Annotated in this window: 11 protein-coding genes and 1 pseudogene; 6 read left to right on the top strand and 6 right to left on the bottom strand. The window is 72.0% G+C overall.

Annotation, left to right across the window (positions count from 1 at the left end; genetic code table 11):
- Nucleotides 1-187: 187 nt before the first annotated feature.
- Entirely contained in the window at nt 188-2,722 is a 2,535-nt protein-coding gene (locus B085_RS46305) for an alkaline phosphatase D family protein (protein ID WP_018562135.1), read from the top strand.
- 67 nt (nt 2,723-2,789) lie between these two features.
- Here the strand turns inward: B085_RS46305 and B085_RS0129115 are convergent, their stop codons facing one another.
- The 3 genes from B085_RS0129115 to B085_RS0129105 form a co-directional block, all read right to left on the bottom strand.
- Nucleotides 2,790-3,770: an aldo/keto reductase gene (locus B085_RS0129115; RefSeq protein WP_018562134.1), complete on the bottom strand. Its 981-nt coding sequence runs from the start codon at nt 3,768-3,770 to the stop codon at nt 2,790-2,792.
- Between the two features lie 147 nt (nt 3,771-3,917).
- The gene (locus B085_RS0129110; protein WP_018562133.1) at nt 3,918-5,018 is read right to left on the bottom strand and encodes a M20 family metallopeptidase; all 1,101 of its coding nucleotides are present in this window, start codon (nt 5,016-5,018) and stop codon (nt 3,918-3,920) included.
- A gap of 37 nt (nt 5,019-5,055) precedes the next feature.
- On the bottom strand, nt 5,056-5,649 hold the full coding sequence (locus B085_RS0129105; protein WP_018562132.1) for a DinB family protein: 594 nt from the start codon (nt 5,647-5,649) through the stop codon (nt 5,056-5,058).
- Between the two features lie 190 nt (nt 5,650-5,839).
- Between B085_RS0129105 and B085_RS0129100 the strand changes: the two genes are divergently transcribed.
- The 4 genes from B085_RS0129100 (at nt 5,840) to B085_RS0129085 (ending at nt 9,409) form a co-directional block, all read left to right on the top strand.
- On the top strand, nt 5,840-6,787 hold the full coding sequence (locus tag B085_RS0129100; RefSeq protein ID WP_018562131.1) for a hypothetical protein: 948 nt from the start codon (nt 5,840-5,842) through the stop codon (nt 6,785-6,787).
- Between the two features lie 161 nt (nt 6,788-6,948).
- Entirely contained in the window at nt 6,949-7,476 is a 528-nt protein-coding gene (locus B085_RS0129095) for a hypothetical protein (protein WP_037732724.1), read from the top strand.
- 155 nt (nt 7,477-7,631) lie between these two features.
- Nucleotides 7,632-8,198, top strand: a complete 567-nt coding sequence (locus B085_RS0129090; protein WP_018562129.1) for a SigE family RNA polymerase sigma factor — start codon at nt 7,632-7,634, stop codon at nt 8,196-8,198.
- A complete protein-coding gene (locus B085_RS0129085) occupies nt 8,195-9,409 on the top strand; it encodes a WD40 repeat domain-containing protein (protein ID WP_018562128.1) in 1,215 nt (404 codons plus the stop codon). The genes B085_RS0129090 and B085_RS0129085 overlap by 4 nt, the downstream gene beginning before the upstream one ends.
- Before the next feature lie 182 nt (nt 9,410-9,591).
- On the opposite strand, the gene B085_RS0129080 is transcribed toward B085_RS0129085, so the two are convergent.
- From B085_RS0129080 to B085_RS0129070, 3 genes are all read right to left on the bottom strand, one after another.
- On the bottom strand, nt 9,592-10,743 hold the full coding sequence (locus B085_RS0129080) for an amidohydrolase family protein (protein WP_018562127.1): 1,152 nt from the start codon (nt 10,741-10,743) through the stop codon (nt 9,592-9,594).
- Between the two features lie 465 nt (nt 10,744-11,208).
- On the bottom strand, nt 11,209-12,051 hold the full coding sequence (locus tag B085_RS44145) for an alpha/beta fold hydrolase (RefSeq protein WP_018562126.1): 843 nt from the start codon (nt 12,049-12,051) through the stop codon (nt 11,209-11,211).
- Between the two features lie 146 nt (nt 12,052-12,197).
- Nucleotides 12,198-12,722 (bottom strand): cupin domain-containing protein, encoded by a 525-nt coding sequence (locus B085_RS0129070; RefSeq protein ID WP_018562125.1) that lies wholly within the window; start codon nt 12,720-12,722, stop codon nt 12,198-12,200.
- 508 nt (nt 12,723-13,230) lie between these two features.
- Here B085_RS0129070 and B085_RS44140 point away from each other — a divergent pair.
- Nucleotides 13,231-13,593: pseudogene (locus B085_RS44140) on the top strand (alpha/beta fold hydrolase); the annotation flags it as partial.
- Nucleotides 13,594-13,623 lie beyond the last annotated feature (30 nt).

Raw genomic sequence — 13,623 nt, 5'->3', positions numbered from 1 at the left:
TCCTCGGGGGTCCACGGCCCGACACCCCTCCCTGGGGCGTGGCCGGTCTCAGGGAGGTGCGGAACCGGTCTTTCGGGTGGCGGGTGTTGACCGGGCACGTGACTGCCCCTGCCCGACATGTGGTGGTCACCCTCCCTTCCCGGCGCAGACACCCGCCCGGTCGCGGGGCGCTGCACGATCTTGGGACGTGACTACCAGCACCGCTCTGCGCACCCTCGACCGCCGCCGGTTCCTCGCCCTCGCGGGCGGCACCTTCGGCGTCCTGGCCGCGGGCCAGTTGACCGAGGCGCTCTCCGCGCGCGCCGCGGAACTGGACCCCGCGCCCTTCTCGCTTGGCGTCGCCTCCGGCGACCCGGACCACCACAGCGTCGTCCTGTGGACCCGTCTGGTGCCCGACCCGCTCGACGCGGAGACCGGCGGCATGCCCGCGACGCCCGTCGAGGTGCGGTGGGAGGTGGCGAAGGACGAGTCCTTCAGGAAGGTCGTGGCGAGCGGCGCGGTGACGGCGCTGCCCGAGTCCGCGCACACGGTGCACGTCGTCGTGGACGACCTGGCCCCCGACCGCTGGTACTGGTACCGCTTCCAGTACGGCGAGGTCCGCAGCCGCACCGGCCGCACCCGGACCATGCCGCCGCCCGGGGCGAAGGCCGACCGGATGCGGTTCGCGTTCGTGTCGTGCCAGTCGTGGACCGGCGGCGCCTATCCCGCCTACCGCGATCTGGCGGAGCAGGACCTCGACTTCGTCCTCCACCTCGGCGACTACATCTACGAGACGACGGCCGGCAGCCTCACCGAGTTCCGCCGGCTGCACGCTCTCTACAAGACCTCGCCCGAACTGCGCGCGGCCCACGCCCGGTTCCCGTTCTTCGTCACCTGGGACGACCACGAGGTCCAGAACAACTACGCGGCGGACGTGCCGGGCGGCGCCGGCGACGGCCGTCCCTTCCTGGAGCGCCGCGGCAACGGCTATCAGGCGTACTACGAGCACCTGCCGCTGCGGCCGGAGCAGCGGCCCACCGGCCCCGACGCGCTGATGTACCGTCAGGTCCGGTTCGGGAAGCTCGCCGAGTTCAGCGTGCTCGACACCCGCCAGTACCGCACCGACCAGGCGTACGGGGACGGCCGCAAGGAGCCGGGTCCCGAGGTGTGGAACCCGGAGCGCACGATGACGGGTCCGGAGCAGGAGAAGTGGCTGCTCGGCAATCTGGACCACTCCAAGGCGCAGTGGAACGTCATCGCCCAGCAGACCATCATGGCCGCCTTCGACTACGACCTCGGCCCGGGGAAGATCGTCAATCTCGACCAGTGGGACGGGTACGCGGGTGCCCGCGCCCGCATCCTCGACTTCCTCGCCGACCGCGACGTCGCCAACCCGGTCGTCCTGAGCGGCGACTGGCACACGCACTGGGTCAACGACCTCACGACGGACTTCGACGACCCGCACGCGCCGGTCGTCGCCACCGAGTTCGTCGGCACGTCGATCTCCTCCGGTGCCGGCTGGGACGCCGACGTCCGCGCGGGCCTCGTCGCGAACCCGCACGTGAAGTTCTACAACGGCACCTACCGCGGCTATGTGATGTGCGACGTGACCCCCGACCGCTGGCGCGCCGACCTGCGCATCGTCCTCAAGGGCGACGACGCCGCCTCGCCCGCCTTCACCATCGCCGCCTTCGAGGTCCGCGACGGGCTGCCCGGGGCCCGGCGGATCGACGCCGGCGACGGGCTGGTGGGCCGGATCGCCGACAAGGCGACCGGGAAGGCGCTCGCAAACGTCCAGGTCACCGTCACGGCGGAGGACGGCACCCGCTTCGCGGCCGTCACCACCGACACCACCGGCGAGTACCTGGCGTTCGCGCCGCCCGGCCGGTACACGGTCGCCGTCAACGGCGTCGGCTACGAACCGGGGACCGCCACTGCCGTCGTGCGCGCGGGGGCGCAGACCCGGGGCGACGTCGCCCTGACGCGTGCCGCGGTACGGGCCGGCACCGGCCGTCCGGTGCCGGGGCCGCAGTCGCAGGCGGCGGCCACGGACGTCACGCTGTCCAACGGCATGCTGTCGCTGGCCGTGTCGGCGGGTTCCCAGGATCCGCAGCTGCCCGCGGTGACCCTGGGCAAGCCGCTGGACCTGGCGGCCGTGGGCCATCTGGACCAGCTGGACTGGATGAACCTGCCGTACGCCTCGACGGCTCGCCCGCGCGGGAGCAACGCCTGGCAGCAGCTCACCGTACGGTCCACGGCCCTGGAGGTGCTCTCCGCAGGCGGCCCGGTGGCCTCCGCGCGGGCCACCGGCGCCACCACCCAGGTCCCCGACGTCGAGGTGGTCACGACCTTCACGATCGGCGAGGGCGAGCCCTGGGTCACCGCCGAGAGCGTCTTCACCAACCGTGGGACGCAGGCCCGTACCTTCTGGCTGGGCGACGTCCTGGACCACGACGGCGCCGGCCAGCGCAGCGGCGTCGCCGGGTACGGCACCGTGACCGCCTCGGCCCCGGCCGACTTCGAGCCGACGGCTCCCTGGGTCGGCATGACCGGTTCCGACGGCCAGACGTACGGCCTGCTCTACGACGAGCCGGGCTTCACCGCGTACGCCTGCGGGATCTGGGTGATGACCCAGCGCCAGGTGACGATCGAACCGGGCGCCGCGTTCACCCTGCGGCGCCGGATCGCGGCCGTCGACAACGGCGGCGCGGCCGACCCGTTCGCGGTGCTCGCCGGGCTCTGATCCGGTCACCGGCCCGACGCGGCGGCGGTCCCCCGGTCCCGGGGCCGCCGCCGCGGCCCACCGCCGGTCAGCGGTTGGTGGACTCCAGCGCCCGCGCGGTGTAGCGCGCGCCGCTCACCTCCCCGGCCGGGACGGCGGCGCCGAGCGCGGCCAGTTCGTCCTGCGACAGGACGAGGTCGGCGGCGGCGTTCTCCTCGAGGTACTTCCGCCGCTTCGTGCCGGGGATGGCGACGGCCCCCTGCGCGTTGACCCAGGCGAGCGCGACCTGTCCCGGTGTCGCGCCGCGCACCCGCGCGATCTCCCGTACGCGCTCCACCAGGACGAGGTTCGCGGCGATGTTCTCCGGCGAGAAGCGGGGCAGCCCCCGGCGCGCGTCGTCCGGTGCCAGGTCGTCGACGCTGCGGATCGCTCCGCTGAGGAAGCCCCGGCCCATGGGCGAGGAGGCGACCAGGCCGATGCCCAGTTCGTCCATCGTGGCCTTGCGGCCGTTGTCCAGCAGATCCTGCGTGAACAGCGACATCTCCGACTGGACCGCGGTCAGGGGGTGGACGGCGTGGGCCCGGCGGATGGTCTGCGAGGAGACCTCGGACAGCCCGATGTAGCGGACCTTGCCCGCGGTGACCAGCTCGGCCATCGCGCCGACGGTGTCCTCCACCGGCGTGCCTGGATCGACGCGGTGCATGTAGTACAGGTCGATCACGTCGGTGCCCAGGTGGCGCAGCGAGCGCTCCACGGCCCGGCGGATGTGCTCCGGCCTGCCGTCCAGGGGGCCGGGCGTGCCGTCGTCGGCGAAGTCGAGGCCGAACTTCGTCGCCAGGACGATCTCGTCCCGGCGGTGCCCCAGCGCGCGGGCGATCAGCCTCTCGTTCTCGAAGGGGCCGTAGGACTCGGCCGTGTCGATGAACGTGACGCCCAGGTCCACCGCGCGGTTGAGCGTGATCACGGATTCCCGCTCGTCGCCCGCACCGTAGTCCACGCTCATCCCCATCGCACCCAGGCCCTGCACCGGTACGCGCAGTCCCTGACCGCCGAGGTCCACCGTCCGCATCGAGAATCCCGCTCCCAGTCGTGTCGATCCGCCGCCCCGGTGCGCCGAAGCGCACGGGCGGTCGTCCTCCACGACCATGACCGGCCGGCTCGCGTATCCGTGACACCGGCCCGGACACGGGCTCCGGCACCGGGCGGGAGCGGGTGGCTAGGTGTTGCGGATGGCGTCCACCAGGCCCGCGACGAGGGTGGCCCGCTCGGCCATGGTGTCGACGACCAGGTACTCGTGGTCGGCGTGCGCCCCGCCCCCGACCGCTCCGAGGCCGTCGAGGGTCGGCACGCCCAGCGCGGCCGTGAAATTGCCGTCGCTGCCGCCGCCCACCACCCTGCCCTCGATGCCCGGGTGCAACCGCCGCGCCAGGGCGAGGAGTCCGGCCGAGGCCGACTCCGGCATCGGGGGCCGGTGGACGCCTCCGCGGACCGAGATGCGCGCTCCCTCGACGTGCGGGGTCAGGCCGGCGAAGCCGGCCTCGACGCGGTCCTTCTCCTCCGCGCTCGCGACCCGGACGTCGGCGACGACCGTCGCCCGGGCGGGCACCACGTTGTCGACGGTGCCCGCCGACGCCACCGTCGGGGTGACGGTCGTACCGGCCTCTGGCCGGCCGAGCGCCGCGACGGCCAGCACCTGGTGCGCGGCCTCGACGAGCGCGTTGACACCGGCCTCGGGCTCCAGTCCGGCGTGCGAGGGCCGGCCGGCGACGGTGACCTCGAACGTGCCGCACCCCTTGCGGCCCGTCTTCAGTGCCCCGCCCTCGGCGGCCCCCTCGAAGACGAGTACGGCGCCGCAGGCGAGGGCCCGCTCCTCGATCAGGGCCCGCGAGTGCGGGGAGCCGACCTCCTCGTCGCAGGTCACGAGGATCTCGACGCCCGAACGGTCCTCCAGCAGGGCGACGCCGTGGACGGCCTGGACGAGACCGCCCAGCATGTCGAAGACGCCGGGACCGGTGACGCGGCCGCCGGCGACGGTGAACGGGCGCCGGGCGAGGGTGCCGAGCGGGAACACCGTGTCGTGGTGCCCGAGGATCAGCACCATGGGGTCGCCCCCGCCCGACCAGCGCACATGCGGCCCGCCCGGGCTCTCCACCCAGACGGCCTGACCGCCGAGGCGCCTTTCGAGCACACCGGCGACGGCCTTGGCCGACACCGTCAGGGCGTCGACGTCACGGGACGGGGACTCGACCTCGACGAGCGTCCTGAGGTCCTCGATCATCGCGTCGACACTCACCGGGCCGGTCATGCGCATCGTCATGCCGCAAGGCTACTGAGCCGGCTGCCGCGCGCTCATGTCACCCACCGGCCTCGCGGGCCACGCGCTCGAGCCGGTTGCGGTACTCCTCCCACCAGGCACCGTCGCCCGGCGGGATGCTGTCGTTGCCCTGCAGGAAGCCGGCGCTGCCGTCGATGAACTCGCGGAGGATGTCGGCGTGGCCCGCGTGCCGCTGGGTGTCCGCGATCACGCGCACGAGCACATGGTTCAGGGTCACCTCCCGCCTCTCCTCCGGCCACCAGGGGACGTGGCCCACCGCGTCGAGAGACAGCGCCTCGACGGTGGCGTTCGCATGAGCCCAGGCGCCGCGGTACAGCCCGGTGATCTCCTCGCGCGACTCGTCCGCGGTGGCCCACATGTCGGCGTTGGCCTCGGCGTCCTCCCGGTACCAGGAGGGCCACTCGTCCGTGAAGAACGGCCGTCCGAAGGTGTCGCCCAGGTAGCCCAGCTCCACACCGGCGGCGTGCTTGACCAACCCCAGGAGATTGGTCCCCGTGGGCGTCAGGGGGCGGCGGACGTCGTACTCCGAGAGCCCCTCCATCTTCCACAGCAGGGTGTCCCGCGCGTCCTGCAGGTACCGGAGGAGATCCGCCTTGGGATTCGGTTCGATCATGCCGGGCAGTCTCCCACCCGCCACCGACAGCGGCCCCCCGCACGGGCGGTCGCGGGCGGAGAGGAGCCTGCCGGGGCGCAGCGCGGGGCGGTCTGCCTTTCACCCGCCGCTCCCCCGGAGTTCGCCTGGACGATCTTCGGCCGCGTCAGGGTCGAGACCTGCCCTGTCACCGGATCGACCGAGGGAAACCATGCGAGCACGAACCAAGATCGCCTCAGCCGCGGCAGCCTGCCTGGCGGCGGCGGCACTCATGGCGGCCACCGGCCTCGGATCCGCCGAGGCCTCGACCCCGGCGGTCGCGAAGGCGGCCGTCGCGGCCCCCGCGCAGTACACGGCCGAACTCCGACACACCTTCGCCGCATTCGACGCGAGGCAGGGTGTCGCCGTCGACCGGAAGTACTTCTACGCCGTCAACAACCAGACCATCACCAAGCACGACAAGGAGACCGGCAGGCCGCTCCTGCAGTTCGTCGGCGACCCCGACGGCCCGATCATCCACATGGACAGCGCCACCGTGGTCGGTGACAAGCTGTACGCGGCGACCTCGAACTACAACGTCACGCCGGAGAAGAGCTCCGTCGAGGTGTTCGACACCCGGACGATGAAGCACATCGACACCTTCAGCTTCGGCATCGACCGCGGCTCGCTGACCTGGCTGGACCGGCACGACGGGGCGTGGTGGGCGGCCTTCGCCAATTACGACAAGCCCCCGGCGGGCTCGACCGAGCCGTACGGCGGCACCGACAACACGCAGATCGTCAAGCTCGACGACCGGTTCCGGGTCGTGGAGGCCTGGACGCTGCCGCAGGAACTCCTCGACAAGGTCCGGCCGATGAGCAACTCCGGAGGTTCGTGGGGCCCCGACGGCCGGCTGTGGATCACCGGCCACGACTACGACGAGGCCTATGTGATGGACGTCCCGTCCGAGGGCTCGGACCTGCGCTGGGTGGCGACCGTCAAGCTGCCCGACGTCGAGGGCCAGGCCATCGCCTGGGACCGCTCCGGCGGGACCCCCGAGTTGTGGACGATCAAGCGCTCCACCGAGCAGGTGCTGGTCTTCAGGGCCCCCTACGCCTCGATCGAGGACCGGAACACCCGCCAGTGGAAGGTCGTCGGCCCGGGCCACTTCGTGGAATGACGCCCCTCGCGTCCGCCGCGCGTCGTGGGCTGCCCACGCCGCCCGGCGGACGCCTCCCCATGGCCGGGGTCCGTGTGCGGCGGAGGCTGATCGGGCGGCGGTACCTCTCCCGTGCCTGACCCTGCTTGCGGATGAAGGGCGGCGGCTGCGAGAGTCACGCCGTGGCCGTCGTCGTCGGAGACAGGAGCAGGTTCGCCGCCGAGGTCGGCGAGTGGGACCATGCGCTGCGCCGAGTCGACCTCTGGGCTGCGGGGCAGTGGCTGACCTGCGACGACAACATGGCCTTCGTCGAGCAGTTCCGCCTCGCCGTACTGGACACGGCCACGTGGCTGCGCTGCGGTCAGGGCTCTCCGCCGCCGTTCGGCGGCCTGTCGCCGGAAGCCGCACACAGGCGCCTCATGCTCCACGCCGGGGACGACGAGACCGAAGCCGAGTACGAGCTGCGCAGCCGGTTCTCGGCACTGCGCTGGGGACCCACGACGGACAACGTGACGGCCCACCTGTTCCGCGACGGGGACCGCTTGGCGATCACGCTGCAGTTCCGGCGAAGGCATCACCTGCATGGGCGTCCCGAGCACGCGGGCGAGATCTTCGTGGCCGAGGTCGCGGCCGCGGAGTTCATCGGAGTCCTCGAGGACCTTGTGGCCGTCCTCGACGGCCGGCGTGAGGAACCGCCCGTCACCGGCTGACGATCCGGATGTGCCGCCGGCCCGGATCGGCCCTGCCGACCGCCCGATTCCTGCGCGCACAGGGGCATAGCAGGGGGCCGCCGCGGACGTCATCAAGGGCAGCAAGCCCGCCGAGGAAGATCCCGGAACGGCCAGGACAACCCGAGAAGGTGACGATGGATGCCGAGGCGCAGGAAAACTTCACGGAGTTCGTGGAGAACAGGTCCTCCGCGCTGCTGAAGACCGCCGTCCTGCTCAGCGGCGGCGACCGGCACGCGGCCGAGGATCTGCTGCAGAACGCGCTGATCAAGGCCGCTGGTCGCTGGCACCGCATCGAGGAGCCCGAGCCGTACGTACGGCAGATCCTCTACCGCCAGCAGGTGAGCCGCTGGCGGCTGAAGTGGCCGCGGCGCGAAGTGAGCGTCGCCGCGCCGCCGGAGAGCCCCGTGCGCCACGGCGCCGACGACGGGCCCGGCGCGGCCGACCTGCGCATCGTCATGCGCGCCGCGCTGGCCCGGCTCACCGCCCGTCAGCGCACCGTCCTGGTCCTGCGGTACTTCGAGGACCTACCCGAGGCCGACGTCGCCCGTCTGCTGGGCTGCTCGGTCGGGACGGTCCGGTCCACCACGCACCGTTCACTGGCCCGGCTACGGGGGCTGGCCCCCGAACTGGCCGCACTCGGCCCCGCGGACGCCGAGCAGCAGCCGTCGCGTGACTTCTCGCCCATGGAGGTGCGTCCGTGAACGCCGACGAACTGCTCCGCGACTCGCTGCACGAACAGGCCGCCGGACAGCCGCCCCTGGGACCGGGCTTCGCCGAGCGGGTGCTGACGGTCCGAAGGCGCCGTCGGACCCGGGCGCTGGCGTGCGCCGCCGCGGCAACCGCCGCCGTGGTCGCCATCGCGGTGGCCGTCCCGCTCCTGGCCGCCGACAGGGACCACGTCCACGTCTCGAGCGGGACGCACCCACACGACATCCTCGCCCACCCGGACCAGACGCCGCCTCGCAACCTGATCGCGGCGGGGAACGTCGCGCTGGCCGCGTACTACACCTGGAGCAACGTCAAGCAGACGGACGACCGCGCCGTCACCCTCCGCGATTACCGGCTCCTCGACCAGAAGAGCGGTACGTACGTGGAGTCGCCCGAGTGGTCCTTCCTGGACGTCGCCCCCGGCATGCGGACCGCCGCCGTCCTGGAGAAGGACCTGCCCGCCAGGCGGATCGGCCTGCTCGACCTGTTCACCGGCAAGGTCGAGCGCTGGATCGCCCTCGACCGCGGCGTCGCGTCCGTCGCATTCTCGCCCGACGGCGGCAAGCTCGTCGCGACGACGTACGACGAGAACCCCGACCTGCGGTACAGGGCGGATTACGACAGCGACGGCGACGGCGAGAAGAACGACTGGATGCCGCAGATGGGCCAGTCGAGCCGGACCGGCTTCTACGTCCTGGACGTGAACTCCGGAAAGGGCTCATGGAGCGAGGTCACCGACGTCGACGAGCTGAACACACGTCAGGACTTCGCCTTCAGCCACGACGGCAAACTGGTCTATTCCGGTCTCAGCACGGAACCCCACATGCAGTACTACGACTTCGCGGGCAAGAAGGTCGCCAGGCCCGCCGACGAGGCGTACGTGCACTGGGCCAACGCAGCAGGGCTCTCCCCGGACGGCAGGCTCGTCGCGGGCGGCTTCGCGGGCGACGACAAGCAGACCGCCTCTGTGCTCCTCGACCCCCACACCGGCGAGGCGGTCACCAAAGTACGCGGGCAGCAGCTGCTCGCCTGGGCCGACGACAAACGGCTGATCGCCTGGGACATCACCCCAGGATCGAACGAGTTCCACAACCGGCTCGTGCTCGTCACGATCGGCAGCGACAAGGTCGTGCCGCTGAGCGGATTCCGGAAGGGCAACGACGGCGCGGCCGGGCGTTGGACGCCGATCTTCGCCGAACGGTGACCAGGCGGGCCCGCCGGCCGCTCCCGGCCGGCGGCCTGCAGCGGTGCGCCGACCCGGCCCGCGGGGAGCACGAGCAGTTCGTCGGCTGCGGCCCCGCACGGCGCGGGAGACGGTCAGGGGGCGCTGTCGCCGGCGAGGTGCAGCGACCCCTGCGGGGCGTGGTCCGGCGCAAGCCCGTCGGCTCACCGCACGCGGGTGCCGGCGCGGAAGACCGCCCGAACGTCGAGGACGGCCGAAGGGTCGTGCTCGAGGTCGCCGTCGACGACGAGGAGGTCGGCGTCGGCGCCGGCGGAGATGCGGCCCTTGCGGCCCTCCACGCGGCACAGGCGGGCCGCCGAGCTGGTCATGGACCTGAGCGCGTCCAGCGGCGCGACGCCCAGTAGCGCCAGGTTGGCCACGCCGTGCGGGAGGACGTCGTGGGGCTTCGCGGGCCCGATACCGGCGTCCGAGCCGATGACGACGTTGGCGCCGTGCTTGTGCAGCGTGCCGTAGGTGTCCATGACGGCGTTGACGTAGTCGGCCTGGGGCTTGGGCAGCCGCATGTGCTCCTCGGGGTCCAGCCCCAGCGTCAGGCTGACGAAGGTTCCCTTCGCCACGATGGCGTCGACGAGGCCGGGGTCGGCGGCCATGCCGTGCCCGGTGAGGAAGGAGACGTGCTCCACGCTGTCGACGCCCGCTTCCACGGCGTCGCGGATGGCCTGGACGCCATGGGCGTGCGCGGCCACCGGCAGCCCGAGGCGGTGTGCTTCGTCCACGACGGTTCGCAGGTCGTCCAGGCTGTACTGGGACGCGTGCGGCGGTACCGAACCGGGTGTCATGTGGCCACCGCTGGCCATGATCTTGACGACGCCGCAGCCGCGGGCATGGCGCCGGCGTACGGCGGCGCGAAGCGCTTCGGTGCCCTCGACCTCGCCGCCGAAGAAGTGGCAGTGGCCGCCCGGTGTGGTCAGCGGAGGGCCGGCGGCCAGGATCTCCGGGCCCAGTTCCGGGTGCACGCTCATCTCCTCCACGAGGTCCAGCAGGAGGTAGCCGCGGTCGCCGAGGTCGCGCACGGTGGTGATGCCGGCCAGCAGGGCGGAGCGGGCCGCGGTCCGCATGTGCGTGAGCAGGTCGCCGTCCGATGTGGAGGCCAGGGACGTGACGGGGTCCGTCCCGGCGTCGAAGGCGAGGTGGACGTGTGTGTCGATCAGGCCCGGCAGCAGGCAGGCCGAGGCGCCGAAGTCGATGACCTCGCTGCCGTCGGCGGGCAGCCCGCCGGTTCGGTCCACGCGTACGATCCGGTCCCCCGAGACGTACACGGTGGCCGGACCCGACAGGGTGTATCCGTCGAACATCGATCCGGCGTGCAGGGCAAAGGAACGCAACGGTATTTCTCCGATCGGAAAACGTGGGTGACTCGGTTGTTCGGCATGTCCGCAGCGGCGCGGGGCTCCGGCCGCGCAGGCCTGACCGACCCGCCGAAATGAGCCTGGCCACGCGGGATCCGGGCCCCGCCCGGCACGCACGCCCACGTCGAAGGGGCGTCCGCAGGCAGCCGCCGGACGAGGCAGCCCACACGGGAGCCCGCCCGTGGCCGAACGGTGACCCGGACGCGGCCCGTACTCGGGGAGGCGGCCCCCGTTCGGCAGTGTGGGGGCCGCTCCCATGTCAGGTGATGCTTCTCCACCAGGGACTCACGGCTGCGATACGCGCCGCGGATGGTGCCGGGCGGGCCTCCGACCCTCGTGAGGTCCGGCCCTCGTCAAGGAGACGAGGCTGCCCGCACTGATGTGACGACTCCCCGTGTGCGTGTGTCGGCGTCAGCCGAAGAACTTCTCCAACTCGGAGACGAGCGCGGCCGGCTGCTCCTCCGCGATGTAGTGACCGCAGTCGGCGATGGTGCCGAAGCGGATGTCGTCGGCCTTGCCTTCCATCATCGCCTGCACCACGGCGACGTACTGGCCGCCGAGGCCCAGAACGGGCATGGTCAGCGGCGGGTAGGAACTGTTGTCGGCCAGGTCCTGGTGGAACGTCCGGTACACGCCGAAGGCCGCGGCGACCGCCTCGGGTGCGTCGTAGGCCGCGGCGTACAGGGCCCGGCTCTCCTCACTGATCCGCTCCGGGTGGAGCGCCAGGTGCTCGGCCGACCAGTCGATGATGTGCCGGAACCGTCCCGCCAGCAGCTTGGCGGGCAGGCCGTCGACCTGGCTCAAGGGGTACCACCAGGGGTTCGGCTGATCCGGCTGCGGAAAGGAGCTGATGAAGTCGATGAATATCCGGGAGAACGGTCCTCCCTCCCAGATCGCGAGCTTCTTCGTGGCCTGGGGATGGTTCGCGGCGAAGCTGTAGGCGACCATCGCCCCGATGTCCCCACCGGCGATGTTGACCTGCTCGTGGCCCAGGCCGCGGATCAGTTCGTGGACGTCCTTGGCCATGTTCTTCTTGTCGTAGCCGCAGGCGGGCTTGTCCGACGCGCCTTGACCGCGGTAGTCCACGGCGATGACACGGAAGCGCCGCGCCAGCGGGGGCAGGATCTCGCGCAGCGCGTGCACGGTGCGCGGCCATCCGTCCATGAGGACGAGCGGCTCGCCCTCTCCTCCGGTGACGTAGTGCAGCCGGGTGCCGTTCACCTCGGCATAGCCGTGTTCGAATCCTTCGATCATGCTCGGTTCTCCTGTGTGCGATGCGGTCACGTGGCCGGGGTGCGGACCATGACCGGGTGAGCACCGGCCTTGCCGGCGGATGTCCAGTGGCCGACGGCCACCTGGCGCCGCTGTGACGCGGACCTGGCCGTGGCGCGGTACGGAGTTCAGGATGGTTCGGGAAGGATGATCGACTTCGCCAGCCCGGCCATGATGTCGAACCGCGCGAGCTGGTCGTCGTCGATGACCGATGGGGGTGCCTCGCCGGGCCTGGCCGGGAGGGCGTGGTCGACGAAGATCTGCTCCAGGCCCGGAGGCGTGAAGATGAAGATCATCCTTGCGGCGTGGCTGGCCTTGTTCTTGAAGCGGTGACGGACTCCCCGCGGGATGTGGACGAAGTCACCCGCGACCGCGGTGAAGAGGTGGTCGCCGTCGAGGAACTCCAGTTCACCGTCAAGGATGTAGAACGTCTCCTCCTGCTCGGGGTGCGCGTGAGGAACGGGCCCGCCGCCGGCGGGAACGGTGGCCTCGATGAAGCCCATCCCGCCGTTGGTCTGCGCGCCGGTGGCCTTGATCGTGTAGACATCGCCGGCGGCCCACACCGTCGGGCCCTTGCCTGACGGCACATGGATCGCGCCGCGCCTGTTCCAGTGCGGGTCGTGCGAGTCGAGCTCGGCCAGGGAGAAGGTCATCGGTTCCTCGAGGTCAGGGCTGGATCGACAGGGAAGAAAGCCGTCACAGCGGTCCGTTCGTGCCCGCGCCGCGTCGCGAGACCGGCCGCTCCGTCGGCTGGGAGGGCGGAGCGGTCGGTCCGCGATCGTCACGGGTGGCCCGGTGCGGTTGCCCGGCGGCTTCGCCACCCCGCCCGCGCGTACCGCCGGGAGTCGTACGGAGATGGCCGAGCCGCGCGATGCACCCTCGCTCCGCTGCCGCTTCCTCAGGTGGACGAGGCAGCCCGCGCCGATGTGACGGGCGCAGCCGGGGAGTTCCGGCGGTGTGAACGAAATCCGCCGTGGTGTCCGGATCGAGGCCGAGGCTTCCGGTGTCCGCGCACGGTCCGGTGCCGGATGCGGTGGTGGTGCGCCGAGGCCCGGTGGCCGTCCTCGTCTCTCCGTCGGTCCGGAGCGGAGGGGAGAAGGCCGTGCGCAACGCCGCCGTGACGTCCGAGGGCGACCGGATCCGCCGGGCCGAGTTGCCGGGGCAGACAGCATGGGTGGCTCGGTGGTTGTCGTCCTGGCCGCCCGGCACGCCCGTCCGGTCTCCCGCCTGGTCCTGATCGACGCCACGATGCGCCTGGCGGGCCAGGAGGCCCTGCGTCGCCGCGCGGTGCACCTCACCCGGGACACGGCTCCCGCCATGCGTGAGCATCTGCTGGACCTGAGCATCCTCCGCGCCTACCTGCTGCCCGAGGCCGGTGGCCCGCTCCCGGGCACCGATGCGCTCATCGCGGCGGAGGTGGCCGCGGTCCCGGTCCCGGACTGCGGTCACAACGTCATGCCGGACACCCCGGAAGGGTTCGCCGGCGCCACGGCGGCGGCGCTCTCGGACCGCGACCAGCAGTAGAGCCGCGACGAGCCGCGCGATCCGCGTACC

The organism is Streptomyces sp. BoleA5 (assembly GCF_000373665.1).
Lineage (GTDB): Bacteria > Actinomycetota > Actinomycetes > Streptomycetales > Streptomycetaceae > Actinacidiphila.
Note: the sequence above shows the minus strand (reverse complement) of the source record. Positions and strands in the feature narration are given on the sequence as shown.

What these genes read in the sequence shown, in the direction of transcription:
- B085_RS0129090 (WP_018562129.1), top strand. Translation starts at nt 7,632, where the DNA reads ATGGATGCCGAGGCGCAGGAAAACTTCACGGAGTTCGTGGAGAACAGG.
- B085_RS0129070 (WP_018562125.1), bottom strand. Translation starts at nt 12,722, where the DNA reads ATGACCTTCTCCCTGGCCGAGCTCGACTCGCACGACCCGCACTGGAAC.
- B085_RS0129110 (WP_018562133.1), bottom strand. Translation starts at nt 5,018, where the DNA reads ATGACGATGCGCATGACCGGCCCGGTGAGTGTCGACGCGATGATCGAG.
- B085_RS0129080 (WP_018562127.1), bottom strand. Translation starts at nt 10,743, where the DNA reads ATGTTCGACGGATACACCCTGTCGGGTCCGGCCACCGTGTACGTCTCG.
- B085_RS0129100 (WP_018562131.1), top strand. Translation starts at nt 5,840, where the DNA reads ATGCGAGCACGAACCAAGATCGCCTCAGCCGCGGCAGCCTGCCTGGCG.
- B085_RS44145 (WP_018562126.1), bottom strand. Translation starts at nt 12,051, where the DNA reads ATGATCGAAGGATTCGAACACGGCTATGCCGAGGTGAACGGCACCCGG.
- B085_RS0129115 (WP_018562134.1), bottom strand. Translation starts at nt 3,770, where the DNA reads ATGCGGACGGTGGACCTCGGCGGTCAGGGACTGCGCGTACCGGTGCAG.
- B085_RS0129105 (WP_018562132.1), bottom strand. Translation starts at nt 5,649, where the DNA reads ATGATCGAACCGAATCCCAAGGCGGATCTCCTCCGGTACCTGCAGGAC.